Genomic DNA, 1,062 nt, shown 5'->3' on the forward strand with positions numbered 1-1,062 from the left:
GCGCACCGCCAGGCTGGCGAGATCGCGCGCGATCTGCGCGGACGCCTGTCGCGGGCACAGCAGGCGCGGCTGGCGCTTGCGGCACGGTCGCGGGTGGCCGATCTGACCCATCGGCTGGACCGGGCGCAGGCACTGCAGGCGCAGTTGCACGCTGATCGGGCACAGCGGGCGCGGCTGACCATCACGCCGAAGACGATGGCACGGCTGGATCAGGCACAGACGGTGCTGGACCGCCTGGACGCGCGGGCCGAGGCACAGGCGGTGATCATCGAATTTCACGCAGACGGGCCTCTGGCGACGCTGGCGGACGGAACCGCCGTCGAGGGTGCATGGGCGGTGCCGGGGCGGATGCACGTCACGCTGCCGGGCTTTGGCGCGATCAGCGTCGATCCGGGATCGGGGCGGGGGGCGCAGCTGGCCGCCGATCTGGGGCAGGCGAAGCGGGACGTGGCAAGGGCGCTGCAGGATTGCGGGGCGGCCGATCTGGCCGATGCGCGTGACCGGCTGAACCGCGCGACGCGGCTGGACGATGCGCTGCGCCAGGGGGCGCAGGCGCTGGACGATCTGGCGCCGCAGGGCCTGGATGCGTTGCGCGAGGCGCTGGCGCTGGCCCTGGCCACGGCCGAGGCTGCCGATGCCCCTGCGGATGCAGAGGATGCCGCGGTGCTGGAACCCCTGCTGACCGCCGCCGATACCGCCGAGGCGCAGGCGCAGGCCCAGTCCCGCAGCGCCCGTGAGGCCGCGACCGCCGCCGGGGAAGCTCGCGCCGATGCCGAGGGAGAGCGCCGTTCCGCCGAACGCGCGCTGGCGGATGTCCTGGCCGAGGCTGGATCGCTGGACGATCTGGCGGCGCGTCTGGATGCGCTGGCCGCCACGCTGCCCGACCTGTCGGCCCGCAGCGCCGAGGCCGCCCGGCTGTGCGCCACCCTGTCGGATGCGGCCCCCGACCTGACCACCGCCCAGGCCGCGCTGTCGCGTGCCACCAGCGCCGCCGAACAGGCCCGGCGCGACGCGGAGACGATGGAGCGCGACCTTGCCGCGCTGAACACCCGCATCGCGCTG

The 1,062-nt window shown here is 75.0% G+C and carries 1 protein-coding gene; it reads left to right on the plus strand.

What is annotated here, in order from left to right:
• The coding region (locus GBO37_RS14025) for a hypothetical protein (protein WP_252929649.1) at positions 1 to 1,062 on the plus strand (1,062 nt) is incomplete at both ends.

The sequence above is a fragment of the Paracoccus sp. 08 genome (assembly GCF_024105395.1).
GTDB classification, from domain to species: domain Bacteria; phylum Pseudomonadota; class Alphaproteobacteria; order Rhodobacterales; family Rhodobacteraceae; genus Paracoccus; species Paracoccus marcusii.